We start from the raw sequence: 26691 nt of genomic DNA, 5'->3' as shown, positions 1-26691 counted from the left end.
TAGCCTCTTTGTTATTGGAATGCACCGATGCTAGGACAATCGGTCAGCCGGGGATAAACGTCTTTCGGCAACAGGCCTTCGCGAAACACGAAGGCCTGGGTTCAGACCTGCAGCAGGTGGTCGTAGAGCAACCGGCTGACCGGTGACAGGGAGTCCACGTCGCGCACTACCAGCGCCAGGCTGCGTTGCGCCCAGTCGTCCTCCAGGGCGGCGGCGACCAGTCCGAGCGGCCGACCGATGAGTTCGAAGGCCTGCAGGGGCAGCACCCCCAGGCCGAAGCCGGCCTGCACCATGCGGCACACGGCATCGAAGCCGGGCACATGGATGCGCAGCCGCAAGGCCTTGCCATGGCTGCGTGCGGCCGCCTTGGTACGCAGGTTGATGAAGCTGTCGGCGTGCAGGCCGACGTGGTCGTCGTCCAGGGTCTCGGCGAAGGCCAGCCGCGATTGCGCGGCCAGGCGATGATCCGGGCGCATCACCACCACCAGGGTGTCCTGCCGGTAGGGCACGGCCAGCAGGCCACGGGTGTCGGTATCCGAGGAGCAGATGCCCAGGTCGGCGGCGCCTTCCAGCACGCCCTTCACCACGCCGGCGCTGGGTCGCTCGTCCAGGCTGACCTTGACCTGGGGATGGCCGACCGCGAAGGCCTGCAGATCCTCGGGCAGGAATTCGATGATGGCGGAGATGTTCGCCATCATCCGCACGTAGCCGCGCACCCCCTGCAGGTGCTCGCCGACGTCGATGCTGATGCGCTCGACGTCGGCGAGGATGCGCTTGGCGTAGTAGAGCAGTGTCTCGCCGACCGGGGTCAGGGTCATGCCCTTGGCGTTGCGCTCGAAGAGCTCGATATCGAGCGAGCGCTCCAGGTCGTGCAGGCGCTTGCTGGCGGCGGACAGGGCGATCATCTCGCGCTCGGCGGCGCGGGTCAGGGTGCCCTCCTCGTGCACCGCCAGCAGCAGTTGCAGCGAAACCAGATCGAGGCGGCGGAGCAGGTTGCGGTAGTGCATCGTCAGCGGGTCCTGGCGGCCAGAGGTCCTTGTACAGGACCTAGCCCCGTCCGGGATAGCCACCCGCCGCCGGTCAGAGCCCGAGGTCGCTCAAGCCCGGGTGGTCATCCGGCCGCCGGCCCTGGGGCCAGAGAAACAGCCGCTCGGTTTCGCTGATGGGCAGGTCGTTGATGCTGGCGTGACGCTCGGCCATCAGGCCCTGGTCGTCGAACTGCCAGTTCTCGTTGCCATAGGAGCGATACCACTGGCCGTTTTCGTCCTGCCATTCGTAGGCGAAGCGCACGGCGATGCGCGCCCCGTCATGGGCCCAGAGCTCCTTGATCAGCCGGTACTCCTGCTCGCGCTGCCACTTGCGGGTGAGAAAGGCCTCGATGGCGGCGCGCCCCTGGAGGAATTCGGAACGGTTACGCCAGCGGCTGTCGACGGTATAGGCCAGCGCCACCTTGGCCGGATCGCGGCTGTTCCAGCCGTCTTCGGCGGCGCGGACCTTCTGCCGGGCGGATTCCAGGGTGAAAGGCGGTACGGGGGGACGGGCAGCGCTCATGGGACACTCCTAGGCAGGTGAGGCCCCAGTGTCCGGGTGGCGTGTCATCGTCGCAAGGTCGATCGCCCCACGGATCTGGCCAGTATGCTGATCGGTAGTCGATCACTCCAGGACCCGAGCCGATCCGCTCAAGGCACGGGTGCATTGCAGCAGGGCCGGCGCCAGTTGACGCTCGGCATCCGCACGATTCCAGCGACTGGTGGGAGCCACCACATGGACGGCGGCCACTGGCCGGCCACGCCCGTCGATGATGGGAGCGGCCAACGTCATGTCGCCCAGAAAGAGTTCTTCGGCGTTCACGGCATAACCCTGTTGCCGCGTCTGCTCAAGATTCTTCAGGATGTCAGCAACGGCGGTCAGGGTCGCGGGCGTATGCGTCCGACGATCCATCCGTTCCAGTTGCTCTCGCGCCTCGACCTCCGGCAGGGCACTGAGATAGGCACGCCCCGATCCAGTGCAATATTGCGGCACGCGACTGCCGATAGGCATGTGCACCGGGACAAAGCCGGCACTGAGAAAGCGCGCGACATACACCATCTCTTCGCCAACCGGCTCGGTCAGACAGCAGGTTTCCCCGGTGAGGCGGGTCAACTCGGCCAGAAAGGGGTTGGCGACTTCGATCAGCGGATGGGCTTCCAGGTAGTTGAAGCCTAGCTCCAGTACCCGGGGCGTCAGCTGATACCGCCGGGTCCGCGTCTGTTTCCTCAGGTAACCCAGGGCTTCCAGGGTAACCACCATGCGCTGCGCCGAGCTCTTGGTCATGGCCGCGGCCTCGGCCACCTCCGCCAGGTTCAGGGTACGACGCTGGGCGTTGAAAGCCTTGAGTACCGCCAGCCCCTTCTCCAGTGATTGATTGAACAGTTCCGATCGGGGTTCCAGCATGATTTCGCTCGCAGGTATCAGGTGAACAGAGCAAGGCAAAGACCGGGCCAAATATCGGATACCGATTTTTATGTATCGCTTATTCAATTAGATAAATCACAATACGATTTGAAATTATCGCTTATGGCATAGGGATTGCCTTTGTTCTGGGGCGCTTCATCCATTGCACTGGAGACTCCCTATGAAAGGCTCGCTCACTTTGATCCGCCGTCTAGCCCTGGGCTTGAGCACCACGCTCGCCCTGACGCTGGCCCATGCCGAGGAAGCTCTATCGATCAAGGTGGGGGCCACCGCGACCGGTGCACCCTTCACCTTTCTCGACCTCAAGACCGGCAGCATTCAGGGCATGATGATCGACAGCATCGAAGCGGCCGCCAAGGCTGCGGGGCTCACCGTCGAGATCCAGCAGAACTCCTTTGCTGCGCTGATTCCCTCGCTGACCGCCGAGAAGATCGATGTCATCTCGGCAGGCATGCTCAGGACCGAGGAGCGCGCCAAGGTGGTGGACTTCAGCGATCCGGTCTATGCCTATGGCGAAGGCCTGCTGGTGGCGGCGGACGACCAGAGTCACTATCCCGATCTGGCAGCCCTCAAGGGCCAGGTCATCGGTGTCCAGGCGGGCACCACCTTCTACGACATGCTGGTCAAGCTCGGTATCTTCAGCGAGATCCGTACCTACGATTCCGTGGCGGACATGGCCCGCGACATCGCCCTTGGCCGGGTCAAGGCTGGCATCGGCGATCAGCCCATACTCGCCTATCAGATCCGGCAAAAAGCCTTCCGCGGGGTCAAGCTCGCCGAGGGCTATAAGCCCAGTCGCTCCGGCGATGTCTGCTTCGTGGTGCGCAAGGGCGATACCGCCTTGCGTGATCGCCTTAACAAGGCCATCGCCACCCTGAAAGCGGATGGCACCCTGAAAACCATCCAGCAGCGTTGGGGCATCTGACCGGAGGCTCCATGGATCTTGCCGACTTCCTCCAGAACGCCCGTGACTTCCTGCCGCTGCTGCTGCAGGGCGCCTGGGTCACCGTACAGATCACGGTGCTGTCCTTTGTTCTGAGCAGCGTGCTCGGCCTGGTCCTGGCGCTGTGCAAGCTATCGCCAATCAAGCCGCTGTCCGTGGCCGCCAGCACGGTGATCAATGTTATCCGCGGCCTGCCCATCATCGTGCAGCTGTTCTACATCTACTTCGTGCTGCCCGATCTGGGCATCCACCTGAGTGCCTTCCAGGCCGGGGTAATAGGCATGGGCGTCGCCTACTCTGCCTATCACGCGGAAAATTTCCGCGCTGGCATCCTCGCCGTGGAGCAGGGCCAACGGGAGGCAGCCGAGGCCCTGGGCATGAAATCGCTGCTGATGATGCGTCGGGTGATACTGCCCCAGGCCTTTCGTATCGCCCTGCCACCCTACGGCAACATTCTGGTGATGATGCTCAAGGACTCCTCGTTGGTCTCCACCATCACCGTCGCCGAGATGACCCGCCAGGGCCAGCTGATCGCTGCCTCGACCTTCCAGAACATGACCGTCTACACCCTGGTCGCCCTGCTCTACCTGCTGATGAGTCTGCCGCTGGTGTATGGCCTGCGCCGACTCGAGCTGCGCTTTGGCGCGAGGAGAACCCGATGATCGAGATCCATGCGCTACACAAGCGTTATGGCGACCTCAGCGTACTGCACGGGGTAGACCTGTCCATCGCGGCGGGTGAGGTGGTCTGTCTGATCGGCCCGTCTGGTTCCGGCAAGTCCACGCTACTGCGCTGCATCAATGCCCTGGAGTCCTACGAGGGTGGCGACATTCGCGTATTCGGCGACCGTATCGCCCGGGGTGATCGAGACGCGCCGGCGCTGCGCACCCGGCTGGGCATGGTGTTCCAGCGTTTCAACCTCTTTCCCCATCGCACGGTGCTGGAAAACGTCATGGAGGGGCCGCTGTACGTCAAGCGCGAGCCGGCCGCCCAGGTACGCGCGGAAGCGCTGCAACTCCTGGACAAGGTCGGGCTGGCGGCGAAGGCCGATGCCCATCCGGACCAGCTTTCCGGGGGGCAGCAACAACGGGTGGCCATCGCTCGCGCCCTGGCCATGAAGCCGGCCGCCATGCTGTTCGACGAACCCACGTCGGCACTCGATCCGGAACTGGTGGGCGAGGTCCTGCAGGTGATGCGCGATCTGGCCGCCGACGGCATGACCATGGTGGTGGTGACCCATGAGATGGGCTTCGCCCGCGAGGTGGCGGATCGCGTCTGCTTCCTGCATGGCGGCCGGATCGTCGAGAGCGGCTCCGCCGAACAGGTGCTCGGCGCCCCCGAGCATCCTCGTACCCAGGACTTCCTGCGCCGGGTATTGGCACCCGGCGGGAGTGCGCGGTGATGGATGCTGCACGCCTTGCCGCTGGACAATCGTTGCCGCCTTCGCTGTGGGCCGCTACTGCGATTTCCGGCCCGCCACTCCAGCCACTCCAGGGCGCCCAGCGCGCGGATGTACTAGTGATCGGCGGTGGCTACACCGGCCTCTCCACCGCCCTGCATCTGGCGGAGGCCGGCGTGGACGTCTGTCTGCTGGAAGCTCATCAACTGGGCTGGGGCGCCTCGGGGCGCAACGGCGGGCAGGTCAATCCGACCCTCAAGTACGATCCGGACGAATTGGAGCGACTGTTCGGCCCAACCCAGGCGGAGCCCCTGATCGCCGCCATCTCCGGCTCCGCGGATCTGGTCTTCGATCTCATCGCGCGCCATGGCATCGATTGCGCCCCGGTGCGCCAGGGCTGGCTGCAGGTGTCCTACTCCGCCAAGGGTGTACCCGGACTGCACGCCCGCGCGCGGAAATGGCAGGCACGCGGGGTGCCCGCGGATTGCCTGAACGCCAGCGAGCTGCATCAGCGGATGGGCACCCGGGCCTTCGCCGGCGGTTGGCGCGATGGTCGTGCTGGCGGTATCCAGCCGCTGTCCTATCTGCGTGGCCTGGCCTGGGCGGCCCGGGCGGCCGGTGCGCGCCTGCACGACCGTAGCCCGGTCACTGGCCTGCAGTCCCGGAACGGACACTGGCAGGCCACTTTGGCGGACGGTTCCTCGATCAGCGCCGAACAGGTGGTGATCGCTACCAACGGCTACACCGGCGCGCTCTGGCCGGGCCTGGAGCGAACGATACTCGCTGCCAACAGCTTCATCGTCGCCACCGAGCCCCTGACCGGCGAGGCCGCCGCGAGTATCCTGCCCGGTGGCGAAACCGCGTCCACCGCCCAACGCCTGCTGCTCTACCTGCGCCGCGACGCCGAAGGGCGGCTGTTGATGGGCGGTCGTGGCCATTTCGACGACCCCCAGGGCGCAGGTGATTTCGCCCATCTGGAGCGTTCCCTGGAGCTGCTGTTCCCCCAGCTCGGCAAGCCGCGCTACAGCCATCGCTGGGCCGGACGCATCGCTATCACCCGTGATTTCTTGCCGCACCTGCATGAGCCGGCACCCGGGGTCACGCTGGCCCTGGGCTGCAATGGCCGAGGCATCGCCCTGTGCACCAGTCTCGGGCGTCATCTGGCGGCCCGTCTCACAGACACTGGCGCGGACTTCCCCTATCCGCTCAGCCCCCTGCGTCCCATTCCCCTGCACCGCCTGCAGCGTTTCTACATAGGCGCTGGCGTGGCCTGGTACAGCCTGCTGGATCGCTTGGGCGGCTAGGCCTGGACGGGTCGCGGCAGATCCCGCCGCGGCAGCGTCCCCCACAGCGAGGCGATGACGATCAGCAGGCCGCCCAGCCAACCCCAGAGGCCTAGGCGCTCGTCCAGCCAGAAGCTGGCGAACAGCGCGCCGAACAAGGGCTCGGCACCCATCAGCAGGGCGACGCGGGTGGCGCTGGCGCGGCCCAGGGCGTAGTTCTGGGCGAGAAAGGCGCCCAGGGTGCAGAACAGTACCAGATAGCCGGTGGCGAACCAGAAGCCCGGCTGCAGGGGCAGCGGCGCCAGCCCCGGCCCCAGGGCGAACAGCAGCAGGCAGGCCACGCCCACCACGCCGGTCTGCACGGCGGTCAGGGCCAGGGCCGGCACCGGAGCGGTGGCACGACTCAACCGGCGGCGTACCACGCAGACATTGATCGCCCGCAACACGGCTGCCAGCAGGATCAGACCGTCGCCCAGGTTGAAGCTCAGAGTCACCCCGCGGGTCAGCAGGCCGGCGCCCACCACCGCCAGGCCCGCAGCGCCCAGGGCGCGGGCCTCGGGTCGCTGGCCGAGCAGCCACCACTCGGCAAAGGGCGTCAGGGCCACGCAGAGGCTGATGAGAAAGGCGGCGTTGCTGGCGCTGGTCAGGGCCACGCCAAAGGTCTCGGCGAGAAAGATCGCCAGCAGCAGCAGGCCGGTCGGCACCCCCGGTCGCCAGGCCCGCCGGCCCGCGCCCCTCAGGGTGGGCGCCAGCAGTAGTGCGGTGAGACAGAAGCGCAGCGCCAGGTAGCCAAGCACCGGATAGAGCATCACCGCGTCCTTGACCACGGCGTAGCTGGTGCCCCAGACCAGGGCGGTGGCGAGCAGCAGGCCTTCGGCGAGGCCGAAGGTGGGGCGTTGCGTCATGACAGCGTCTCCGTACATTCGGCTGCCAGTGTGCACGCTGGCAGTGATCACCATAAGCCAGTCGCCACGCATAGCTCTTGTTCCCCCAGGGAAGCAATGCCAGCATTTCCGACCCCATTGCTTCCTGCGGATATCGGCATGGATCTCCTGCGCGCTCTTCCCCTGTTGCCCTGCATGGTCGCCTTCGCCAAGGTGGTGGAGACCGGCAGCTTCACCGCCGCCGCCCGGTTGCTGGACGCCACGCCCTCGGCGGTCAGTCGCCAGGTCGCGCGGCTGGAGCGGGAACTAGGTGTGCGCCTGCTGCAGCGCACCACCCGCCAGCTGCGGCTGAGCGAGGCCGGGCGCGAGGTGCTCGGCCACTGCCGCCAGTTGCTGAACGCCGCCGGCGCGGCGCTGGACAGCGGCCTGCAGCACCTCGAGGAGCCCCGCGGCCAGGTCCGCCTGGCGATGCCCAAGGCGGTCGGCTACCGGCTGATCGCCCCACTGCTGCCGGAGTTCTTCCAGCGCTATCCGGACGTGGATCTGCAACTGCGCCTGGACGACCGCCCGCTGGACCCCATCGCCGACGACCAGGATCTGCTGGTACGCATCACCGAACAGCCCCCCGCCGGCTTTGTCGCCCGACCACTGCGCGAGATGGACTTCGTGCTCTGCGCCAGCCCCACCTATCTCCGGCGCCACGGCCTGCCGCAGCAGCCCCAGGCGCTGGCCGAACACGAGTGTCTCTACCTGGGCGAAACCCCCGGCGACCAGCGTTGGCAACTGCGCCGTGGCGACCGGGTGGAAAGCGTGACGGTTCGCGGCCGCCTGGCCTGCAACCACAGCGGCGTGCGCCTGGAGGCCACCCTTGCCGACCTCGGCATCGCCTGCCTGCCGGCCTTCGCGGCTGAGGCCGCCCTGACCGAAGGCCGGCTGCTGCGGGTACTGCCCGACTGGCAATACCTTGGTCCCTACCAGGGCACCGCCTGGCTGCTCTACCCGCCGGATCGGCAGCTGCCGGCAGCGGTACGGGTATTGGTGGATTTTCTGCTGGAGCGGCTCAGGCCTGCGGCAGCTTCAGGCTAATACGGCCACCGACTTCAACTGCGCCCAGACCTGGCTGCCTGGCTGCAGCGACAGGCGTTCCAGCGAGTAGCGGGTGATCCGCGCCAGCAGCGCCGTACCACCCAGGTCCAGGCGCAAGAGCACCTGGGCGGGCGAGCGGGTCGGGGCGATCTCCGCGACGATCGCGGGCAGCACATTGAGGATGCTGCTGTGCTGGCGTTCCAGGCTCAGGCTGACATCTCGCGCCAGCACCTTGATGCGCAGCGCCTGGCCAGGCGGCAGCGGCGCATGGGCGAGCAGCACGCGCTGCTCGCCCGGCAGGCCCAGACTAAGCAGGCCGTAATCCGGGTCATGGCCCAGTACCCGCCCCTCCACTACCACCCCGGCGTCCTCGGCCAGGGCGATGGGCAGGTCGAGCCGCGCCAGCACCGCGCTGGTCGGCCCGCTGGCCAGTACCCGCCCCTGCTCCAGCAGCACCAGGTGATCGGCCAGCCGCGCCACCTCGTCGGGGGCATGGCTGACGTAGAGGATCGGCAGCGCCAGCTCCCGGGTCAGGCGTTCCAGATAGGGCAGAATCTCGGCCTTGCGCTCGGCGTCCAGCGCCGCCAGGGGTTCGTCCATCAGCAGGAGACGCGGACTGGTCAGCAGCGCCCGGGCGATGCCGACCCGCTGGCGTTCGCCGCCGGAAAGGCGTGCCGGCATTCGGGTCAGAAGCCCCGCGATGCCCAGCAGCTCGACGACCTGTTCCAGTGCCAGACGCCGCTCGCCCGGCGCGACCCGCTTCCAGCCGAACAGCAGGTTGCGGCGCACGTCCAGGTGCTCGAACAGATTGGCATCCTGGAAGACATAACCCAGGGCACGCCGGTGCGGCGGCAGGAACAGCCCATGCTCGCTGTCCTGCCAGGTCTCGCCGGCCACCACCAGGCGCCCGCGGGCGCCACGTTCCAGGCCGGCCACGCACCTCAGGCAGGAGGTCTTGCCCGAGCCCGAAGGCCCGAACAGCGCGGTGACACCGCTGCCAGGCAGCGCGAGGTCCACATCCAGGGCGAAGCCAGGGTGCGAGAGTTCGAATCTCGCCGCCAGACTCATGTCCAGGCCGACCGCCCGCGGCGCCCATAGAGCAACAGGAGGATCACGAAGGAGAAGACCAGCATGCCGCCGGCCAGGAGATTCGCCCGGGGATATTCCATGGCTTCCACATGATTGAAGATCTGGGTGGAGACGACCTGGGTGCGCCCGGGCACGTTGCCGCCGATCATCAGCACCACGCCGAATTCGCCCACGGTATGGGCGAAGCCGAGGATGGCGGCGGTGATGAAGCCCGGCCGCGCCAACGGCAGGACGATATGGAAGAAGGTGTCCAGGGGGCTGGCTCTCAAGGTGGCCGCCGCCTCCAGGGGGCGTGGACCGATGGCCTCGAAGGCGTTCTGCAGCGGCTGCACCACGAAGGGCAGCGAATAGAACAGCGAGCCCACCACCAGCCCAGCGAAGGTGAAGGGCAGCCGGCCCAGGCCCAGCGCTTCGGTGAGCTGCCCGACCCAGCCTTCCGGCCCCATGGCCAGCAGCAGATAGAAGCCGATCACCGTGGGGGGCAACACCAGCGGCAAGGCCACCAGGGCGCCGAGGGGGCCCTTGAGCCAGGAGCGGGTACGCGCCAGCCACCAGGCGAGGGGCGTGCCCAGCACCAGCAGCAGCAGCGTGGTCACGCTGGCCAGCTCCAGGGTCAGGCGGATCGCCGCCCAGTCCGCCGCGGTCAGGGTCATGGGATCACTGCCGGTAGCCGTAGGCCTTGAGTACCGCGGCCGCCTGGGGCCCCTTGAGATAGGCCAGCAGCGCCTTGGCCGCTGCCTGGTCCTTACCCTTCTCCAGCAGCACCGCGTCCTGGCGAATCGGCTCGTAGAGCGCGGCCGGCACGATCCAGGCCGAGCCCTCCTTCACCTGGCCGTCCTGATAGATCTGCGACAGGGCGACGAAGCCGAGCTCGGCATTGCCGGTGGCGACGAACTGGTAGGCCTGGGTGATGTTCTGGCCTTCGACCCGCTTGGCCGCGACCGCCTCGGTCAGCCCCAGCTTGGCCAGGGTCTGGGTGGCAGCCAGGCCATAGGGCGCGGTCTTGGGATTGGCCACGGCCAGGTGGCTGAACGTGTTCTGCTTGAGAACCGCGCCCTCCCCGTCCACATAGCCCGCCTTGGGCGACCAGAGCGCCAGGGTGCCGATGGCATAGGTGAAGCGTGACGCCTTGACCGCCGCACCTTCGGCTTCCAGCTTGGCCGGGGTGCTGTCGTCGGCGGACAGGAAGACCGCGAAGGGCGCGCCGTTTTTGATCTGGGTATAGAGCTGGCCAGTGGCGCCGCTGGAAATCAGCAGGTGGTGACCGGTGTCCTGGGCGAATCTTTCGCCAATGGCCTTGAGCGGCGCGCTGAAATTGGCGGCCACAGCCACCTGGACCTCGTCGGCCAGGGCGGGGGTGGCTAGGGCGCTGGCGACCAGGGCCAGCAGCAGGCGGGAGCGAGTAGCGATCATCGGGCTTCTCTCCATCAGGGGGGCGGTGGGAGGCTGGCGGCGCTGAAAACAACGTTCAGGCCTCCCGCAGCAACGAGACAAAAGAAAACGCCGCTGGGTTTCCCCAGCGGCGTTTCGACGGACGCTTAGGCCAGCTTCTTGTACTTGACCCGCTTGGGCTGGGCCGCGGCCTCACCCAGGCGCTTCTTGCGATCGGCTTCGTACTCGGTGTAGTTGCCTTCGAAGAACACCACGTTGGAGTCGTCCTCGTAGGAGAGGATATGGGTGGCGATGCGGTCGAGGAACCAGCGGTCGTGGGAGATCACGATGGCCGCGCCGGGGAAGTCCAGCAGGGCGTCTTCCAGGGCGCGCAGGGTTTCCACGTCCAGGTCGTTGGAGGGTTCGTCCAGCAGCAGCACGTTGCCGCCCTGCTTGAGGGTCAGCGCCAGGTGCAGGCGCCCACGCTCACCGCCGGAGAGGTCCTTGACGAACTTCTGCTGGTCGGCGCCCTTGAAGTTGAAGCGGCCGACGTAGCTGCGCGAAGGCACCTCGTAGTTGCCGATCTTGATCACGTCGGAGCCGTCGGAGACCTGCTCCCACACGGTCTTGGTGTCGGACAGGTTCTCGCGGCTCTGGTCGACGCTGGCCAGTTGCACGGTGTCGCCGATCTCGATGGTGCCCGAGTCCGGCTGCTCCTTGCCCATGATCATGCGGAACAGGGTCGACTTGCCGGCGCCGTTGCCGCCGATGACGCCGACGATGGCACCCTTGGGCACCACGAAGCTCAGGTCGTCGATCAGCAGGCGATCGCCATAGCCCTTGCTGACGTTCTTGAACTCGATGACCTTGTCGCCCAGCCGCTGGCCGGCAGGGATGTAGATCTCGTTGGTCTCGCTGCGCTTCTGGAATTCCTGGGACTGCATTTCCTCGAAGCGCTGCAGACGGGCCTTGGACTTGGACTGGCGGGCCTTGGCGCCGGAGCGCACCCATTCCAGTTCGGCCTTCATGGCCTTGGCGTGGGCCGCCTCCTGCTTGGCTTCCTGGGTCAGGCGCGCGGCCTTGGATTCCAGCCAGCCGGAGTAATTGCCCTCGAAGGGGATGCCCTGGCCACGGTCCAGCTCCAGGATCCAGCCGGCGACGTTGTCGAGGAAGTAGCGGTCGTGGGTGATGGCCACCACGGTGCCGGGGAAGTCGTGCAGGAAGTGCTCCAGCCAGGCCACCGAGTCGGCGTCCAGGTGGTTGGTGGGTTCGTCCAGCAGCAGCATGTCGGGGGCCGACAGCAGCAGGCGGCACAGCGCCACGCGGCGCTTCTCGCCACCGGAGAGCACGCCGACCTTGGCGTCCCACGCCGGCAGGCGCAGGGCATCGGCGGCGACTTCCAGCTGACGATCCAGGTTATGGCCATCGGCGGCCTGGAGGATGGCCTCCAGCTTGGCCTGCTCGGCGGCCAGGGCGTCGAAGTCGGCGTCCGGCTCGGCGTAGGCGGCATAGACCTCGTCCAGACGGGCCTGGGCCTGCTTGATCTGGCCGACCGCTTCCTCGACTACGTCACGAACCGTCTGCTCGGGATCAAGTTTCGGCTCCTGCGGCAGATAACCCACATTGATACCGGCCATCGGACGCGCTTCACCTTCGATCTCGGTATCGACGCCGGCCATGATGCGCAGCAGCGTCGACTTGCCCGCACCGTTCAGACCGAGCACGCCGATCTTGGCGCCGGGAAAGAACGACAGGGAGATGTTCTTGAGGATTTCACGCTTGGGCGGCACGACCTTGCCGACCCGATGCATGGTGTAGACGTATTGAGCCATGAGGGAACCTTGGGACCGGAATGAAAAACAGGGGACACAGTATGGCGTCAGCGGCGAACGCTGTCGAAACCCCGGGCGACGAAAGCGCACGCGGTAGACACCTGGAAAAAACCGGCGGAGAGACCGTCCGGCCCCTTATCATAGGCCATCCCTGCCCCGCGGAACCGGGCGCAGTCGAATGGCCATCGCCTCTGCAGGAACGCAGTCCGTCGTGAACAGCCCGCCCTCCACGCTGCCGGAAGAGCCGGTAGCCCCCTCCTCGCGACGCCTGACCCGCGGCCTGCTGATCCTGTCGCTGGTGGCCATGCTCGCGCTGATGTTCTGGCAGGCCTTCGCCAGCATGGCCGAGCGTGAAGCCCTGCGCCGCGAACAGCTGGAAGGCCTGACCAGGCAACTGGCCAACACCCTCGAATTCGGCCTGGCGCTCAAGGCCCAGGCGGTGCGCAGCACCCTGCGCTGGTCGCTGGACCCCACCCTGCCGCTGGCACCCAATCTGCTGCTCAGCCTCAAGGATTTCTTTCCCGGTCTGCAGCAGGTGCGCTGGTTGCCGGCCAATGCCGCCTTGCGCACCGCGCGGCTGGACGACTCCGCGGATGCCGCCTTCATCCAGCAGTTGATCGCACGCAGCGGCCAGGCTGACTTCAGCTATGGCTACAACGCCGCGGCTACCACCGCACCCCTCTATATCCTGCTGGCTGGCGATCCGGAGTTGCAGCAGGGCTGGTGGGTGCTGACCAGCGCCCCGCGCCTCGAACCGCTCTGGCGGTCGACCCGCGTGCCCACGGGCCTCGACTGGCGCCTGGAGGATCGCACCCGTGGCACCCTGCTGTTCCACAGTGGCGCGACCGCCGCCACCGCCGGCGAGGTGATCCAGCCGCTGGCCTACAGCGATTGGCAGGTGGTGGGCGCCTATCCCGCCGAGACGCCGTCGGAGTCGCTGCTGGAGGCCTCCTCGGGCCGGCTGCTGCTGTTCAGCCTGTCCGGCCTAGTGACCGCCATCCTGATCTACCTGCTCCTGCGCGAAGAGCAGGGTCTGCGGGCCCTGACCCTGGCCTCGCGACGCAGCCTGCGCCTGGCGAGCACGGCACTGAACGGTATCGAGGAATTCGTCTGCATGACCCAGGCCGACGGTCGCCTGGTCTATGTCAACGCCACCGCCGCCCGCCTGCTGGGCATCGCCGCGGACGACGCCCAGCAATATTTCCTCGCCAGCCTGCTACCCCAGCTGGTTGCCCTGACGCCGGCCGAGCGGGACGGCGGCGCCCTCATCACGCTCCGGGTGGCGAGCCAGCCGCGTCGCTTCGCGGTCAGCTGCCATGCCCTCGCGGACAGCCAGTCCAGCGTGCGCGTCCTGCGCGACCGCACCCAGACCCAGGACGGCTTCGTCTGGGTGCTGCGCGACGTCACCGAACAGCAGCGCAACCTGGAAACCATCCAGACCACCCGCCAGCGCTACGAGAACATCTTCAACGGGGTGCACACCGGCATCTGCGTGGTGGACCTGAGCGCCGTGCAGCCCTGCATGACCGCCCTGGGCCTGGAGCGGCCCGAACAACTGGCGGAGCTGTTCGCCCGCCAGCCCGAGGCGCTGGATGCCCTGGGTCGCCAGGTGCGCATCACCGAGATCAACCAGCGCGCCCTGGAAATGCTCGGCATCGACCACCTCGACCAGGCCTGGGACCGGCTGGTGGGCGAGTCCCGTGTCCAGGTCGGCGGCAAGCGCTACCGCCTGCTGGCCGGCCTGCTCTCCGGCCAGCAGGTGCTGGAACTGGAGACCCGCATCAGCACCGCCGAGGGCGAGCGCCATCTCTGGCTGAGCATGCACCTGCCGGCCGATCCCCAGCACCTCGACGCCACCCTGCTCAGCCTCAACGACATCACCCAGCGCAAGCTCGGCGAATTGCGCCTGCTCGAACGCGACGCCTTCTGGTCCAACCTGATCAGCGCCATTCCCGACACCCTCTATACCTATGACGTGACCAGCGGCGAACTCACCTACGAGAGCCATTCGCTGGCACGCAAGCTCGGCTATCCGCCGGAAGCCTTCGTCAGCTTCGGCCCTGCGCGCTTGCACCCGGACGACGTCGAACTGCATGCCCGGGTGGTGAGCATGCGGCCCACGCTCTCCGATCGCCCCTGCAGCAGCCTCTTGCGCTGGCAGCACCGCAACGGTGGCTGGCGCTGGTTCGACGTGCGCGAGCAGCGTCTCGCCAGCCGCCCGGACGGCACCGCTGCCAGCGTGGTCGGGTTGGCCCTGGACGTCACCGACATGGTGCGCGCCAGCGATCGCCTGCGCGACAGCGAGAATCGCTACCGCCAGTTGGCGGAAAGCATCAGCGACGTCATCTTCACCACCGACGCCCAGCTGGTGCTCAACTACCTCAGTCCCTCGGTCGAGGAGCTGCTCGGCTATCCGCTCGCCGAGTTGCAACAGCGCACCCTGGCCGAGCTGGTGGTCCACTCGCGTCAGCTGCAGGAGGTCCGCCGGACCCTGCAGCGGCTGCTGCGCAGCCTGGACGACCCCCGCGCCCTGGCCGAACTGCGCCGCGAGCGCTTCGCGCCGCTGGTGCTCGACTGCCTGCACGCCCAGGGTCATACCCTGCAGATCGAGCTGCGCCTCAAGCCGCTGTGGGACGACCACGAGCGCTTCGCCGGCCTGCTCGGCATCTGCCGCGACATCTCCGCCCAGCGTCGTACGGACAAGGACATGCGCATGGCGGCCACGGTGTTCGATCACTCGGCCGGCGCCATCCTGGTCACCGACCCGGCCGGCTACATCGTGCGGGTCAACCGCACCTTCACCCGCATCACCGGCTTCAGCCCCGAAGAGGTGTTCGACCAGCAGCCGATGATGCTCTGCGCCGACAAGCAGGAGGCCAACCAGCTGCAACACGTGATGCAGCAACTGCGCACCGAGGAGAGCTGGGAAGGCGAACTCTGGCAGCGCCGCCAGGACAACGAGCCCTATCCCTCCTGGGTCGGCATCACCGCCATCCGCGACGACGACGGCGACCTGATGAGCTACGTCTGCTTCTTCGTCGACATCAGCGAACGCAAGGCCAGCGAAAGGCGTATCCACCGCCTGGCCTACTACGACGCCCTGACCCTGCTGCCCAACCGCACCCTGTTCCAGGACCGCCTGCACAACGCCCTGCAGCAGAGCCGCCACAACGAGAGTTGGGTGGTGCTGATGTTCCTCGACCTGGATCGCTTCAAGCCGATCAACGACAGCCTCGGCCACGCCGCCGGCGACCGCCTGCTCAAGGAAGTGGCCATGCGCCTGACCGCCTGCGTTGGCACCGAGGACAGCGTGGCGCGCATGGGCGGCGACGAATTCACCCTGCTGCTGTCGGGCCTGGAGACCCGCGAAACGGCCCTCGCCCAGGCGATCCGTGTCGGCGAGCAGATCCTTGCCCAGCTGTCCGAGGCCTTCATTCTCGAAGGCCGCGAATTCTTCGTTTCCGCCAGCATCGGCATCGCCCTGTCGCCCCAGGACGGGCAGGAGCTCAGCCAGCTGATGAAGAACGCCGACACCGCCATGTACCACGCCAAGGAGATGGGCAAGAACAACTTCCAGTTCTACCAGGCCGAGATGAACGCCCGCGCCCTGGAGCGCCTGGAACTGGAGGCCGACCTGCGCCACGCCCTGTTGCAGGGCGAATTCCGCCTGCACTACCAGCCGCAGTATCGCTGCGATACCCGTCGTCTGACCGGGGTCGAGGCCCTGTTGCGCTGGGAGCACCCGGTGCGCGGCAACGTTCCGCCAACGGAATTCATTCCGGTGCTGGAAGAGATCGGCCTGGTGGTCCAGGTAGGTGACTGGGTGATCCGCGAGGCCTGCCGGCAGATGCGCGAGTGGCACGCGGCCAAGGTGCGTATCCCCAAGGTCTCGGTGAACCTGTCCGCCCGCCAGTTCGGCGACGGCCAGCTCGGCCAGCGCATCGCCCAGATCCTCGCCGAGACCGGCCTAGCGCCGGCCTGCCTGGAACTGGAGCTGACCGAAAGCATCCTGATGCGCGACGTCGGCGAGGCCCTGCAGCTGCTCGGCGAACTCAAGGGGCTGGGGCTGTGCATCGCGGTGGACGACTTCGGTACCGGCTACTCGTCGCTCAACTACCTCAAGCAGTTCCCCATCGACATCCTCAAGATCGATCGCAGCTTCGTCGACGGCCTGCCCCATGGCGAGCAGGACGCCCAGATCGCCCGCGCCATCATCGCCATGGCCCACAGCCTCAATCTCTCGGTGATCGCCGAGGGGGTGGAAGAAACCGCGCAGCTGGACTTCCTCTGCACCCATGGTTGCGACGAGGTCCAGGGCTACCTGTTCGATCGCCCGCTGCCGCCGGAGCAGTTGCGCCAGCGCCTGGAGCACCAGGGTCTGTTCCCCGTCCTGACATGAGACCGATAGCGGCGCTGCATGACCGGCGCTCATACCTCTGAGTTCCCGCGATGGGGTAGAATGTTGCCCCTCGCGAGCCCGACCGGGCTCGCTCTTCGCCATGCCTCAGGGGACCCTGCCGCCATGTTCAGCCGTGAAACCACCCTCGCCCGCTTCGACGCCGACCTGTATGCCGCCATGCAGCAGGAAGCCCAGCGTCAGGAAGATCACATCGAGCTGATCGCTTCGGAAAACTACACCAGCCCGGCGGTCATGGAAGCCCAGGGTTCGGTGCTCACCAACAAGTACGCCGAAGGCTATCCCCACAAGCGCTACTACGGCGGTTGCGAATACGTCGACGTGGTCGAGCAACTGGCCATCGACCGCGCCAAGCAGCTGTTCGGCGCCGACTACGCCAACGTCCAGCCGCACTCCGGCTCCCAGGCCAACTCGGCCGTGTACCTGGCACTGATCGAAGCCGGTGACACCATCCTGGGCATGAGCCTGGCTCACGGCGGCCACCTGACCCACGGCGCCACCGTGTCCTCCTCCGGCAAGCTGTACAACGCCGTCCAGTACGGCATCGACGAGCAAGGCCTGATCGACTACGCCGAGGTCGAGCGACTGGCCCAGGAGCACAAGCCCAAGGTCATCGTCGCCGGCTACTCCGCCTACTCCCAGGTGCTGGACTTCGCCCGCTTCCGCGCCATCGCCGATGCCGTGGGTGCCTACCTGTTCGTCGACATGGCCCACTTCGCCGGCCTGGTCGCCGCCGGTGTCTACCCCAACCCGGTGCCCTTCGCCGACGTGGTCACCAGCACCACCCACAAGACCCTGCGCGGCCCGCGCGGCGGCCTGATCCTGGCCAAGGCCAACGAAGCCATCGAGAAGAAGCTCAACTCGGCGGTCTTCCCCGGCGCCCAGGGCGGTCCGCTGATGCACGTCATCGCCGGCAAGGCGGTGTGCTTCAAGGAAGCCCTGCAGCCCGAGTTCAAGACCTACCAGCAGCAGGTGATCAAGAACGCCCAGGCCATGGCCAGTGTCTTCATCGAGCGCGGCTTCGACGTGGTCTCCGGTGGCACCGACAACCACCTGTTCCTGCTCAGCCTGATCAAGCAGGAAATCACCGGCAAGGACGCGGACGCCGCCCTGGGTCGCGCCTTCATCACCGTGAACAAGAACTCGGTGCCGAACGATCCGCGCTCGCCCTTCGTCACCTCCGGTCTGCGTATCGGCACCCCGGCCGTCACCACCCGTGGCTTCCAGGAAGCCGAATGCCGTGAACTGGCCGGCTGGATCTGCGACATCCTCGGCAACATGGGCGACGAGTCGGTGATCGACGCAGTGCGCGAGAAGGTCAAGGCCGTCTGCGCCCGCCTGCCGGTGTACGGCAAGTAAGATGCAAGCCTCCCCCTCTCCCCCAGGGAGAGGGTCGGGGTGAGGGAAAACCCAAAGAACGAGCCCCGACCAATCGGCCGGGGCTCGTTGCACTTCCAGAAAGATCGTCAAGGCAGCCAAGCCTGTTCTTGCCGCAGGCCAGAAGACCCCGGAAACGAAAAACCCCGGCCAGTGCCGGGGTTTTTCGTTATCAGGCGACAATCAGGCCTTAAAGGACCTGCAGATCGCCCAGTCCATCCAGATAGCGCTCGGCGTCCAGGGCGGCCATGCAGCCGGCACCGGCCGAGGTGATGGCCTGGCGGTAGGTGTGGTCGGCCACGTCACCGGCGGCGAACACGCCCGGCACGTTGGTGGCGGTGGCATTGGCCTCACGACCGCCTTTCACCACCAGGTAGCCATCGTGGCTGTCCAGTTGGCCTTCGAACAGCGCGGTATTGGGCGTATGGCCGATGGCGACGAACAGACCGGCCACCTGCAGCTCCTCGGTGCTGCCGTCGTTGTTCTTCAGGCGCACCCCGGTAACGCCCATGTTGTCACCCAACACTTCGTCGACGCTGGCGTTGAGCTTGAGCGCCATCTTGCCTTCGGCAACCCGGGCGCGCAGCTTGTCCTGCAGGATCTTCTCGGCGCGGAAGGTCTCGCGGCGGTGGATCAGGGTAACCTTGCTGGCGATGTTGGCCAGGTACAGCGCTTCCTCGACCGCGGTGTTGCCGCCGCCGACCACCGCCACCTCGCGATTGCGATAGAAGAAGCCGTCGCAGGTGGCGCAGGCGGACACGCCCTTGCCCATGAAGGCTTCTTCGCTGGCCAGGCCCAGGTAGCGGGCGCTGGCGCCGGTGGCGATGATCAGGGCATCGCAGGTGTAGGTGGCACTGTCACCCTTGAGGGTGTAGGGCTTGCCACCGAAGTCCACGGCATTGATATGGTCGAAAACGATCTCGGTCTCGAAGCGCTCGGCGTGCTCGCGCATCCGCTCCATCAGTGCCGGACCGGTCAGGTCATGGGGATCGCCAGGCCAGTTGTCGACCTCGGTGGTGGTGGTCAGCTGGCCGCCCATCTGCATGCCGGTGATCAGCAGCGGCTTGAGGTTGGCACGAGCGGCATAGACCGCGGCCGTGTAACCGGCCGGACCGGAACCAAGGATGATGAGACGCGAATGGCGCGTGGTGCTGGCTTCAGACATGACATTCTCCCTGCCGGGGTCTCCGGCAGACCAAAGAGTAAAGTGGCCCGTGCGCCGCTGGGGCGCACCGGCCGGTGTTCGTGCGGAGCCGTTCCGCAGCGCTCATCGCTCCTGGCGAGGGCGCGACCGGTGTCGACGGGCGGACACCGGGTCCAAGGATGGGCTCAGCCTAACGGGCATGGCCCTTCCATAGAAGCGAGCATTCTAAATCCAGACCATAGGGCGCGCCTATGTCGACCGCTTCGCCAATGGCGCCCTGAGGTAAGCTGTGCCTTCCCGCCACTCGTCAGGAATGTTCATGGCTGTCGCTCCCCTGTCCGGCTCCGCCTACTTCGCCGAAGGCCTGCGCCTGGTGACCCGCCCCGGCATGCGCCGCTTCGTGGTCATCCCGCTCACCATCAATCTGCTGCTCTACGCCGCCATCCTCACCTTCGCCGTACGGGGCTTCGAAGGCTGGCTGGACCAACTGATGCCGAGCCTGCCCGCCTGGGCCGGCTTCGTCGAATGGCTGCTCTGGCCGCTGTTCGTGCTCTTGCTGCTGGCGATCATCTTCTTCACCTTCACGATGCTGGCCAACCTGGTCGCGGCGCCCTTCAACGGCTTTCTCGCGGAAAAGGTCGAAGTGCTGGTGCGCGGGCAGGATGATTTCCCATCCTTCAATCTCACCGAGTTGGTCACCATGGTGCCGCGCACCTTGCAGCGTGAAGTGCGCAAGCTGGGCTACTACCTGCCACGCGCCCTGGGGCTGCTGGTGCTGACCTTCATCCCCGGCCTCAACCTGATCGCCGCGCCGCTGTGGATCCTGTTCGGCGTCTGGATGATGGCGGTGCAGTACATCGACTTCCCCGCCGACAACCACAAGCTGGATTTCCGCAGCATGCTCGCCTGGCTGCGTACCCGCCGCCTGCGCTGCCTGGGCTTTGGCGGCGTGACCTACCTGGCGCTGCTGGTGCCCGGCCTGAACGCCCTGTTCATGCCTGCCGCCGTGGCCGGGGCGACGCTGTTCTGGGTACGTGAAGGGGGCGACAAGGCATTGGTGGTGCGCTCTTGATCGCCCGGATCGTTGGGCTTCGGCGATAAGGCCACCTCAGCCCAACCTACGGCTATCCTCCACGTAGGTTGGGTTGAGCGCAGCGAAGCCCAACACCCCCAACTCCCGATCGTTGGGCTTCGGCGATAAGGCCACCTCAACCCAACCTACGGCTATCCTCCACGTAGGTTGGGTTGAGCGCAGCGAAGCCCAACATCCCCAGCTCCCGATTGTTGGGCTTCGGCGATAAGGCCACCTCAACCCAACCTACGGCTATCCTCGCGTAGGTTGGGTTGAGCGCAGCGAAGCCCAACAATTCCGGACTACCACGCCGGATACTACAGTTTCCAGCTGTTGGGCTTCGGCGACGGAGCCGCCTCAACCCAACCTACGACACGTCCCGCTCTTCACGGACTCCAGAAACGACAACGCCCGTGCCGGCAAGGCCGGACACGGGCGTTGTAGGAGCCTGTTGCCAGGCTTAGTGCTGGTGACCACCTTCGCCATGGATGTGACCATGGGCAATTTCTTCGTCGCTGGCGGCACGCACGTTGACCACCTTCACATCGAAGTTCAGGCGCTGACCGGCCAGGGGATGGTTGCCATCGACGGTGACCTGGTCGCCGTCGATGTCACGCACGGTGACGATCTGCATGGCGCCGTCCGGGCCGGAGGCATGGAACTGCATGCCCACTTCCAGCTCGTCCACGCCTTCGAACATTTCCTTGCCCAGGGTGGCGACCAGCTCCGGAGTGTATTCGCCATAGGCGTCTTCCGGCTCGATGGCCACTTTCAGCTCGTCACCGGCCTGCTTGCCGGACAGGGCACGCTCCAGACCCGGAATGATGTTGCCTGCGCCTTGCAGGTACACCAGCGGAGCACCACCAGCGGAGCTGTCGATGACTTCGCCGGCGTCGTTGGTCAGGGTGTAGTCGATGGATACTGCCGTGTTCGCCGCGATCTGCATGGCCAGAACCTTCATGCTGGGAAAAATTTAGGATGACGCATCAGTCTACGCGTCCAACTTAGCAATTGCGAATGCGTTCGGTCAGTCCCCTGGCGCCCGGAGGCATCTGGAGGGCGCCCCTGCAACGGTGCTCGACCGCTCGTCACGCAATTGCCATGGCCGCTTCACGGGGCTGTCATCCCGGCTACCTAGGGTTTGCTGCATACCCACTGCCGGAGCCCTGCCATGCCGATTCCAGTGTCCGCTCCACCCGCGCTGCGCGCCGAACGCCTGTCGACCGCCGCGGACATCCGCGCCGCCCAGCGCCTGCGGGCCTCGGTCTTCGGCAGTACCTACGGCGTGCATTTCGCCGACAATCTCGACCAGGATGCCTTCGATGCCCACTGCCTGCATCTGGGGGTGCGTGACCTGCGCAATGGCGAACTGATCGCCACCACGCGCCTGCTCGACGGCCGTCGGCGCGAGCACCTGGGTAGCCTCTACAGCGAAAGCGAATTCCAGCTGGAGGGTCTGGACACCCTGCAGGGCCCACTGCTGGAAATCGGCCGCACCTGTGTGGCGCCCGGGCATCGCACCGGCGCGGCCATCGCCCTGCTGTGGGCGGAACTGGCCGAGATCATGGCCTGCGGCGACTACCGCTACCTGATGGGCTGCGCCAGCGTGCCCATGGCCGACGGTGGCCTGCAGGCCGCTGCCCTGCTGCGCCAGGCCGCGCGGGACGAGCGCACCCCGGCGATCCGCGCCACTCCACGGCGGCCACTGCCCTTCGTCGCCGTGCCGGATAACCTGGTGGTGCAACTACCGCCCCTGCTCAAGGCCTATCTACGCCTGGGCGCCCAGGTCTGCGGTGCGCCCTGCTGGGATCCGGAGTTCGGCGTGGCCGACGTCTTCATCCTGCTCAAGCGCGAAGACCTCTGCCCGCGCTATGCACGCCACTTCAAGGCCGCGGTATGAGGCGACTGCGCCTCGCCCTGCGCCTCATGCCGGTCCTGGCTGCGCTGCTGCTCGGGGCGTTGTTCGCCCTGACGGTGGCGCTGGCGTCCGCCCTCAGTGGCCGGCCCTGCCTGATGCTGCGCCAGCGACTGACGCGGTGTTTCTTCCAGGCGCTTGCCCAGGCGCTGCGGCTACGCCTGGAGGTGAGTGGCGAGGTGCCGCGCGGCACCCATCTCTGGCTGGCCAATCATGTGTCCTGGCTGGACATCGTCGGCCTCGGCAGCCTAAGACCCCTGAGTTTCCTGTCCAAGGCCGAGGTGGCGGACTGGCCCTTCGCCGGCTGGCTGACGCGCCAGGCCGGTACCCTGTTCATCCGCCGTGGCGCCGAGCGTGGCGATGCCCTCGGCGAGGCCCTGACCACGCGGCTGACCCAGGGCTTGTCGCTGGCGCTCTTTCCCGAGGGCACCACCACCGATGGCAGCGGACTCCGAACCTTTCATGGCCGGCTGCTGAGTCCGGCCATCGCCACCGGCACGCCGCTACAACCCGTGGCCCTGAGCTATTGGCGCCAGGGCACGCGCGACCAGACGGCCGCCTTTATCGGGGAGGACGATCTGGTCAGCCACCTGCTGCGGCTGCTGGACAACGGCGGCACCACCCTGAGGATCGAGCTGCTGCCGCCGATCCTGCCCCAGGGTCGGCCGCGCCAGGTGCTGGCAGGTGAATGCCAGGCGGCCATTGCCGACTGCCTCGGGATTCAACTGGAAACGCGCGCCGCGCGCTCGGCGGCGGCAAAGGCCTGCAGCTGCGGATAGAAGTCGCGAAAATCTGCCAGCAGGCCGTCATAGGCGGCGTCCAGCTCGGCGAAGGCGCCGGCCAGCAGTTCCGGACGCGACAGCCGCCGCGCCATGCCCTCCACCACCCGTTCCAGCACGGCGAAGTCCTGGTAGCTGCCCAGCCAGTCCTGGCGCGCCATCAGGGGGGCGATAGAGGCCAATCGCGGCGGCAGTTCCGGCTCGTCCAGCAGGGTCTGGTAGCAATCCGCGACAAAGCTCGGCAGCGGCTGATCAGCGTAGTCGGGCCAGAGGCGCGCCAGACAGTGATCGAAGAAGACGTCCACCAGCAGGCCGGCCACTCGCCGTCGCGCCGCGGGCAGCCGGGCCTTGGCGCGGATCACCAGGGGGTGGTCATCGGTGTAGACGTCGATGCGCCGATGCAGCCGGATGCCGGCGGCGATCCCGGTTGGCCAGGCGTCCGCCGAACCCTTGACGAAATCGCCATAGAGACTGCCAAGACGGTCTTCGCGGCTGGGGCCGCCCAGGTGCAGGTGAGCGAGATAATTCATCCCACCAGCATACTCCAGCCGCAACCGGGCGGTTTTCCTGGACGACCCGCGGCTGCTAGGCTCGGACCTCCTTCCCCTTCTCCGTTGGAGTCGTCATGCCCGCTCGCGCCGTGTTCCTCGACTATGCCTCCCTCGACCTGGGCGATCTGGACCCGGCCCCGCTGCGTGCGGTGTTCGACGAGCTGGAGCTGTACCCCGCCACCGCCTCGGACGAGATCACCGCGCGACTGGCCGGCGCCCAGGTCGCCATCGTCAACAAGGTGGTGCTGGACGCCCAGACCCTGGCCGCCTGCCCGGAATTGAAACTGGTGCTGGTGAGCGCCACCGGTACCAACAACATCGACCTGGAAGCCGCGCGCGCCCAGGGCGTGCGCGTCTGCAACTGCCAGGGCTATGGCACCGCCTCGGTCGCCCAGCACACCCTGGCGCTGCTGCTGGCCCTGGCCACCCGCTTGCCGGATTACCAAGCGGATATCCGCGCCGGTCGCTGGCAGACCGCCAGTCAGTTCTGCCTGCTCGATCACCCCATCGTCGAGCTGGAGGGCAAGACCCTTGGCCTGCTCGGCCTGGGCGAGTTGGGCAGCGCGGTGAAGCGCCTGGCCGAGGCCTTCGGCATGCAGACCCTGGTGGGTCAGTTGCCCGGCCGTCCGGCGCGCCCTGGCAGCCTGCCGCTGGCCGAACTGCTGCCCCAGGTGGACGCCCTGACGATGCACTGCCCGCTGACCGAGCAGACCCGCGGCCTGATTGGTGCGACGGAACTGGCGGCGATGAAATCCACGGCCTTCCTAGTCAACACCGCACGCGGCGGCATCGTCGACGAACAGGCCCTGGCCGATTGCCTGAGACGCGGCCACCTGGCCGGCGCCGCTACCGATGTACTCAGCGTGGAGCCCCCGCGCGACGGCAATCCGCTGCTGGCCAGCGACATTCCGCGACTGATCGTCACCCCGCACAATGCCTGGGGTAGTCGCGAGGCGCGCCAGCGGATCATCGGCCAGTTGGCCGACAACGCCCAAGGCCATTTCGCCGGCACACCGCAGCGGGTGGTCTGCTAAAGTTCGCGCTTTTTTCGCCAGGTAGCCCCATGGATCCGCGCAGCGAAGTCCTCCTCCGTCATCCCGAGCGCTTCGGCGGCCCCCTGCTGCTGGCGGGGCTACCGGCTGACGACCTGCTCGGCGCCCTGCCCGCGGCCAGTGGCTGGAGTTGGCACGCCGGCGAGGCCGAGCAACTGGCCCGGCGCTATCCGGGACGCTCTCATCTAGGCATCGAACCGCCCCCGGGCGACTTCGCCGGCGCCGTGCTGTTCCTGCCCAAGTCCCGCGAGGCCACCGATTTCCTGCTCACCGCCCTGACTCGCTGCCTGCCGGCCGACGGCAGCCTCTATCTGGTCGGCGAAAAGAAGGGCGGTATCGAACGCGCTGCGCGCCAGCTGGGTGCCTTCGGCAAGGCCAGCAAGCTCGACAGTGCTCGGCACTGCCAACTGTGCGTGGTGCAAGGCCCGCATACCGAGGCCGACCCGCGTCCGGACGCCTGGCTGCAACGCCAGCAGCTGGCCCGGGCCGGGGCGAACCTTGAGATCTTCAGCCTGCCGGGGGTGTTCAGCCATGGGCGGCTGGACGTAGGCACGGCGCTGCTGCTGGAGCAGCTGGATGGCTTGCCTGAAGGTGCGGTGCTCGACTTCGGCTGCGGCGCGGGCGTGGTCGGCGCCACCCTGGCCCGCCGCTATCCCGCCAGCACCCTGCATCTGCTGGACGTGGACGCCTTCGCCGTCGCCAGCAGTCGTCAGACCCTGGCGGCCAACGGCCTGACTGGAACGGTGATCGCGGGTGATGGCATCGCCGCGGCGCCCACCGGGCTCGCCGCCATCGTCAGCAATCCGCCCTTCCACAGTGGCGTGAAGACCGACTATCGCACCACCGAGACCCTGCTGGCCGACGCGGTACACCATCTGCGCCCCGGCGGCGAGCTGCGCCTGGTGGCCAACAGCTTTCTGCGCTATCCCCCATTGATCGAGGCTGCCTTCGGCAACTGCCGTACCCTGGCCGAGCGGGACGGCTTCAAGGTCTATAGCGCGCGGCGGCGGTAACGCTGTTGGGCTTCGCTGTGCTCGCCCCAACCTACGCGGCATCCGTAGGTTGGGTTGAGACGGCTCCATCGTCGAAGCCCAGCAGGCGCGGCCGAACCGCGGCAATGTTACCCCCGTAGTACCCAACCAGTACCCTCTCCCCTTGGGAGAGGGTTGGGGTGAGGGAAACCGCCACCCCTAGCCAAAACCTCACCCCTTCTTCGCTGCCTCATACAACGGCATCACCTTGGGAATCGCCGCCTGCAACGCCTTGGTGCGGTTGGCGTCGGACGGGTGGGTGCTGAGGAATTCCGCCGGCTGCTTGCCCTGGCTGGCCTGGGCCATCTTCTGCCAGAGGGTGATGGCGGCGTTGGGGTTGTAGCCGGCGCGGGCCGAGAGCTCCAGGCCAATGAGGTCGGCCTCGTTCTCGTTGCCACGGCTGAACGGCAGGGTCAGGGCCACCTGGGACACCTGGTCGGCCAGTTGCATGCCGCCCTGGCCGACACCCAGCAGGGCGCCGCCGAGGTTCTCGCCCATCTGGATGGCATAGGCCCGCGACATCTGCTCACGGCTGTGCTCGCGCAGGGCGTGGGCGATCTCGTGGCCCATCACCGCCGCCAGTTCGTCGTCGGTCAGCTTGAGCTGATCGATGAGGCCGCTGTAGACGAAGATCTTGCCGCCCGGGCCGCAGTTGGCGTTGAGCTCGTCGCTCTGCACCAGGTTGACCTGCCAGTCCCAGTTCACCGCGTCCGGGCGGAAGGCCGTGGTCTGCGGGATCAGGCGCTTGGCGATGGCCGCGACGCGCTTGCCGTCGGCGCTGTCATTGGCCAGCTTGCCGGCGGACTTGGCTTCGCTGACCGTCTTGGCATAGGACTGGGCGTACATCTGGTTGACCTGCTGCTCGGACAGCATGCTGAACATGTACTGCTTGCGCTGCACCCCGACCGCGCCACCCGAGGTGGTGTTGACGGTCTGGCAGGCGACCAGTAGCAGGCTCAAGGACAGGCCCGCGAGGGGAAGAACACGGCGCATGGGAATCTCCAGGTATCGA

The 26691-nt window shown here is 67.0% G+C and carries 24 protein-coding genes; 12 read left to right on the top strand and 12 right to left on the bottom strand.

The window, feature by feature from the left end; translation table 11 throughout:
• Window positions 1–101 precede the first annotated feature (101 nt).
• The 3 genes from PJ259_RS19780 to PJ259_RS19770 form a co-directional block, all read right to left on the bottom strand.
• Window positions 102–1007: a LysR family transcriptional regulator gene (locus PJ259_RS19780; RefSeq protein ID WP_271653907.1), complete on the bottom strand. Its 906-nt coding sequence runs from the start codon at window positions 1005–1007 to the stop codon at window positions 102–104.
• A gap of 73 nt (window positions 1008–1080) precedes the next feature.
• On the bottom strand, window positions 1081–1551 hold the full coding sequence (locus PJ259_RS19775; RefSeq protein WP_271653906.1) for a nuclear transport factor 2 family protein: 471 nt from the start codon (window positions 1549–1551) through the stop codon (window positions 1081–1083).
• Between the two features lie 102 nt (window positions 1552–1653).
• The gene (locus PJ259_RS19770) at window positions 1654–2433 is read right to left on the bottom strand and encodes an IclR family transcriptional regulator (RefSeq protein WP_271653905.1); all 780 of its coding nucleotides are present in this window, start codon (window positions 2431–2433) and stop codon (window positions 1654–1656) included.
• 181 nt (window positions 2434–2614) lie between these two features.
• Between PJ259_RS19770 and PJ259_RS19765 the strand changes: the two genes are divergently transcribed.
• The 4 genes from PJ259_RS19765 to PJ259_RS19750 are packed head-to-tail and all read left to right on the top strand — an operon-like array spanning window position 2615 to window position 6100.
• Window positions 2615–3379: an ABC transporter substrate-binding protein gene (locus PJ259_RS19765; RefSeq protein WP_271653904.1), complete on the top strand. Its 765-nt coding sequence runs from the start codon at window positions 2615–2617 to the stop codon at window positions 3377–3379.
• A gap of 11 nt (window positions 3380–3390) precedes the next feature.
• Window positions 3391–4059, top strand: coding sequence for an ectoine/hydroxyectoine ABC transporter permease subunit EhuD (gene ehuD / locus PJ259_RS19760; protein ID WP_271653903.1), 669 nt, complete (start codon window positions 3391–3393; stop codon window positions 4057–4059).
• Window positions 4056–4799 carry an amino acid ABC transporter ATP-binding protein gene (locus tag PJ259_RS19755; protein ID WP_271653902.1) on the top strand — a complete coding sequence of 248 codons (744 nt, stop codon included), beginning with the start codon at window positions 4056–4058 and terminating at the stop codon, window positions 4797–4799. Before ehuD ends, PJ259_RS19755 begins: the two co-directional genes overlap by 4 nt.
• On the top strand, window positions 4772–6100 hold the full coding sequence (locus PJ259_RS19750; protein ID WP_271655898.1) for an NAD(P)/FAD-dependent oxidoreductase: 1329 nt from the start codon (window positions 4772–4774) through the stop codon (window positions 6098–6100). Before PJ259_RS19755 ends, PJ259_RS19750 begins: the two co-directional genes overlap by 28 nt.
• Here PJ259_RS19750 and PJ259_RS19745 read toward each other — a convergent pair.
• Entirely contained in the window at window positions 6097–6984 is an 888-nt protein-coding gene (locus PJ259_RS19745) for a DMT family transporter (RefSeq protein WP_271653901.1), read from the bottom strand. The two genes, PJ259_RS19750 and PJ259_RS19745, sit on opposite strands and share 4 nt — an antisense overlap.
• Window positions 6985–7122: 138 nt before the next feature.
• Between PJ259_RS19745 and PJ259_RS19740 the strand changes: the two genes are divergently transcribed.
• Complete coding sequence (locus PJ259_RS19740) at window positions 7123–8049, top strand: LysR family transcriptional regulator (protein ID WP_271653900.1); 927 nt, start codon at window positions 7123–7125, stop codon at window positions 8047–8049.
• Here PJ259_RS19740 and modC read toward each other — a convergent pair.
• From modC to ettA, 4 genes are all read right to left on the bottom strand, one after another.
• Window positions 8041–9117 (bottom strand): molybdenum ABC transporter ATP-binding protein, encoded by a 1077-nt coding sequence (gene modC, locus PJ259_RS19735; RefSeq protein WP_271653899.1) that lies wholly within the window; start codon window positions 9115–9117, stop codon window positions 8041–8043. The two genes, PJ259_RS19740 and modC, sit on opposite strands and share 9 nt — an antisense overlap.
• A complete protein-coding gene (gene modB, locus PJ259_RS19730) occupies window positions 9114–9791 on the bottom strand; it encodes a molybdate ABC transporter permease subunit (RefSeq protein ID WP_271653898.1) in 678 nt (225 codons plus the stop codon). The genes modC and modB overlap by 4 nt, the downstream gene beginning before the upstream one ends.
• 4 nt (window positions 9792–9795) lie before the next feature.
• On the bottom strand, window positions 9796–10551 hold the full coding sequence (modA, locus tag PJ259_RS19725) for a molybdate ABC transporter substrate-binding protein (RefSeq protein WP_271653897.1): 756 nt from the start codon (window positions 10549–10551) through the stop codon (window positions 9796–9798).
• Window positions 10552–10676: 125 nt separating this feature from the next.
• Window positions 10677–12341 (bottom strand): energy-dependent translational throttle protein EttA, encoded by a 1665-nt coding sequence (ettA, locus tag PJ259_RS19720; RefSeq protein ID WP_059313584.1) that lies wholly within the window; start codon window positions 12339–12341, stop codon window positions 10677–10679.
• Window positions 12342–12552: 211 nt separating this feature from the next.
• Here ettA and PJ259_RS19715 point away from each other — a divergent pair, with 211 nt between their 5' ends.
• Both PJ259_RS19715 and glyA read left to right on the top strand, forming a co-directional pair.
• Window positions 12553–16740 (top strand): sensor domain-containing protein, encoded by a 4188-nt coding sequence (locus PJ259_RS19715; protein ID WP_271653896.1) that lies wholly within the window; start codon window positions 12553–12555, stop codon window positions 16738–16740.
• A 123-nt stretch (window positions 16741–16863) separates the two neighbouring features.
• Window positions 16864–18117, top strand: a complete 1254-nt coding sequence (gene glyA / locus PJ259_RS19710; RefSeq protein ID WP_017639070.1) for a serine hydroxymethyltransferase — start codon at window positions 16864–16866, stop codon at window positions 18115–18117.
• A gap of 208 nt (window positions 18118–18325) precedes the next feature.
• Here glyA and trxB read toward each other — a convergent pair whose 3' ends face one another.
• Window positions 18326–19300: a thioredoxin-disulfide reductase gene (gene trxB / locus PJ259_RS19705; RefSeq protein WP_059313582.1), complete on the bottom strand. Its 975-nt coding sequence runs from the start codon at window positions 19298–19300 to the stop codon at window positions 18326–18328.
• A gap of 298 nt (window positions 19301–19598) precedes the next feature.
• On the opposite strand from trxB, the gene cysZ reads away from it, so the two are divergent.
• Window positions 19599–20351 (top strand): sulfate transporter CysZ, encoded by a 753-nt coding sequence (gene cysZ / locus PJ259_RS19700; RefSeq protein WP_271653895.1) that lies wholly within the window; start codon window positions 19599–19601, stop codon window positions 20349–20351.
• Between the two features lie 460 nt (window positions 20352–20811).
• On the opposite strand, the gene PJ259_RS19695 is transcribed toward cysZ, so the two are convergent.
• The gene (locus tag PJ259_RS19695) at window positions 20812–21297 is read right to left on the bottom strand and encodes an FKBP-type peptidyl-prolyl cis-trans isomerase (protein WP_017639847.1); all 486 of its coding nucleotides are present in this window, start codon (window positions 21295–21297) and stop codon (window positions 20812–20814) included.
• Window positions 21298–21522: 225 nt separating this feature from the next.
• Here PJ259_RS19695 and PJ259_RS19690 point away from each other — a divergent pair, with 225 nt between their 5' ends.
• Both PJ259_RS19690 and PJ259_RS19685 read left to right on the top strand, forming a co-directional pair.
• Entirely contained in the window at window positions 21523–22251 is a 729-nt protein-coding gene (locus tag PJ259_RS19690; RefSeq protein WP_059313580.1) for a GNAT family N-acetyltransferase, read from the top strand.
• Window positions 22248–23045 carry a lysophospholipid acyltransferase family protein gene (locus PJ259_RS19685; RefSeq protein ID WP_271653894.1) on the top strand — a complete coding sequence of 266 codons (798 nt, stop codon included), beginning with the start codon at window positions 22248–22250 and terminating at the stop codon, window positions 23043–23045. Before PJ259_RS19690 ends, PJ259_RS19685 begins: the two co-directional genes overlap by 4 nt.
• Here the strand turns inward: PJ259_RS19685 and PJ259_RS19680 are convergent.
• A complete protein-coding gene (locus PJ259_RS19680) occupies window positions 22988–23575 on the bottom strand; it encodes an acyl carrier protein phosphodiesterase (RefSeq protein WP_271653893.1) in 588 nt (195 codons plus the stop codon). The genes PJ259_RS19685 and PJ259_RS19680 overlap by 58 nt on opposite strands.
• A 95-nt stretch (window positions 23576–23670) precedes the next feature.
• Here PJ259_RS19680 and PJ259_RS19675 point away from each other — a divergent pair, with 95 nt between their 5' ends.
• Together PJ259_RS19675 and PJ259_RS19670 are read left to right on the top strand one after the other, a co-directional pair.
• Entirely contained in the window at window positions 23671–24630 is a 960-nt protein-coding gene (locus PJ259_RS19675; RefSeq protein WP_271653892.1) for a 2-hydroxyacid dehydrogenase, read from the top strand.
• A gap of 29 nt (window positions 24631–24659) precedes the next feature.
• Entirely contained in the window at window positions 24660–25661 is a 1002-nt protein-coding gene (locus tag PJ259_RS19670) for a class I SAM-dependent methyltransferase (protein ID WP_271653891.1), read from the top strand.
• Between the two features lie 189 nt (window positions 25662–25850).
• On the opposite strand, the gene PJ259_RS19665 is transcribed toward PJ259_RS19670, so the two are convergent.
• Window positions 25851–26672, bottom strand: coding sequence for a M48 family metallopeptidase (locus PJ259_RS19665; RefSeq protein WP_271653890.1), 822 nt, complete (start codon window positions 26670–26672; stop codon window positions 25851–25853).
• Between the last annotated feature and the right edge of the window lie 19 nt (window positions 26673–26691).

The sequence above is a fragment of the Pseudomonas sp. JBR1 genome (genome assembly GCF_028198185.1).
Taxonomy (GTDB): Bacteria; Pseudomonadota; Gammaproteobacteria; order Pseudomonadales; family Pseudomonadaceae; genus Chryseomonas; species Chryseomonas oryzihabitans_E.
This window is presented reverse-complemented; position numbering and strand designations above follow the sequence as displayed.

Coding starts and splice junctions, on each gene's coding strand:
- PJ259_RS19775 (WP_271653906.1), bottom strand. CDS start 1,551: ATGAGCGCTGCCCGTCCCCCCGTACCGCCTTTCACCCTGGAATCCGCC.
- PJ259_RS19780 (WP_271653907.1), bottom strand. CDS start 1,007: ATGCACTACCGCAACCTGCTCCGCCGCCTCGATCTGGTTTCGCTGCAA.
- ehuD (WP_271653903.1), top strand. CDS start 3,391: ATGGATCTTGCCGACTTCCTCCAGAACGCCCGTGACTTCCTGCCGCTG.
- PJ259_RS19770 (WP_271653905.1), bottom strand. CDS start 2,433: ATGCTGGAACCCCGATCGGAACTGTTCAATCAATCACTGGAGAAGGGG.
- trxB (WP_059313582.1), bottom strand. CDS start 19,300: ATGTCTGAAGCCAGCACCACGCGCCATTCGCGTCTCATCATCCTTGGT.
- glyA (WP_017639070.1), top strand. CDS start 16,864: ATGTTCAGCCGTGAAACCACCCTCGCCCGCTTCGACGCCGACCTGTAT.
- PJ259_RS19695 (WP_017639847.1), bottom strand. CDS start 21,297: ATGCAGATCGCGGCGAACACGGCAGTATCCATCGACTACACCCTGACC.
- PJ259_RS19670 (WP_271653891.1), top strand. CDS start 24,660: ATGGATCCGCGCAGCGAAGTCCTCCTCCGTCATCCCGAGCGCTTCGGC.
- modB (WP_271653898.1), bottom strand. CDS start 9,791: ATGACCCTGACCGCGGCGGACTGGGCGGCGATCCGCCTGACCCTGGAG.
- PJ259_RS19685 (WP_271653894.1), top strand. CDS start 22,248: ATGAGGCGACTGCGCCTCGCCCTGCGCCTCATGCCGGTCCTGGCTGCG.
- PJ259_RS19675 (WP_271653892.1), top strand. CDS start 23,671: ATGCCCGCTCGCGCCGTGTTCCTCGACTATGCCTCCCTCGACCTGGGC.
- ettA (WP_059313584.1), bottom strand. CDS start 12,341: ATGGCTCAATACGTCTACACCATGCATCGGGTCGGCAAGGTCGTGCCG.
- cysZ (WP_271653895.1), top strand. CDS start 19,599: ATGGCTGTCGCTCCCCTGTCCGGCTCCGCCTACTTCGCCGAAGGCCTG.
- PJ259_RS19740 (WP_271653900.1), top strand. CDS start 7,123: ATGGATCTCCTGCGCGCTCTTCCCCTGTTGCCCTGCATGGTCGCCTTC.
- PJ259_RS19665 (WP_271653890.1), bottom strand. CDS start 26,672: ATGCGCCGTGTTCTTCCCCTCGCGGGCCTGTCCTTGAGCCTGCTACTG.
- modC (WP_271653899.1), bottom strand. CDS start 9,117: ATGAGTCTGGCGGCGAGATTCGAACTCTCGCACCCTGGCTTCGCCCTG.
- modA (WP_271653897.1), bottom strand. CDS start 10,551: ATGATCGCTACTCGCTCCCGCCTGCTGCTGGCCCTGGTCGCCAGCGCC.
- PJ259_RS19690 (WP_059313580.1), top strand. CDS start 21,523: ATGCCGATTCCAGTGTCCGCTCCACCCGCGCTGCGCGCCGAACGCCTG.
- PJ259_RS19680 (WP_271653893.1), bottom strand. CDS start 23,575: ATGAATTATCTCGCTCACCTGCACCTGGGCGGCCCCAGCCGCGAAGAC.
- PJ259_RS19745 (WP_271653901.1), bottom strand. CDS start 6,984: ATGACGCAACGCCCCACCTTCGGCCTCGCCGAAGGCCTGCTGCTCGCC.
- PJ259_RS19765 (WP_271653904.1), top strand. CDS start 2,615: ATGAAAGGCTCGCTCACTTTGATCCGCCGTCTAGCCCTGGGCTTGAGC.
- PJ259_RS19755 (WP_271653902.1), top strand. CDS start 4,056: ATGATCGAGATCCATGCGCTACACAAGCGTTATGGCGACCTCAGCGTA.